The 243-nt window shown below is 55.6% G+C and carries 1 protein-coding gene; it reads left to right on the top strand.

Annotated features, from left to right (window positions below; genetic code table 11):
* A partial coding sequence (locus tag WG929_RS21210) for a DDE-type integrase/transposase/recombinase (RefSeq protein ID WP_416207649.1) occupies nucleotides 1-243 on the top strand: 243 nt, incomplete at both ends.

Here is a 243-nt window from a genome sequence, read left to right as displayed (position 1 = left end):
CATGCCATTCCACGGCTGAAGGCGACCGCGCCCAATCAAGTCTGGACCTGGGACATTGCCAAGCTGCCGACCAGGAAGCGCGGTGAATACCTGTCCTTGTACGTGGTCATGGATCTGTTCAACCGTTACATTGTGGCCTGGATGCTGTCACGCAAGGAAAACAGTGCGCTGTCCAGCCAGCTGATCATGGAAGCGCATGAACGTTATGACATACAACCCGGTACGCTCACGCTGCATCAGGAT

The organism is Oceanobacter antarcticus (genome assembly GCF_044962685.1).
Lineage (GTDB): Bacteria > Pseudomonadota > Gammaproteobacteria > Pseudomonadales > Oceanobacteraceae > Oceanobacter > Oceanobacter antarcticus.
The sequence above is the reverse complement of the archived record's forward strand: the minus strand, read 5'-3'. Positions and strand labels throughout refer to the sequence as shown.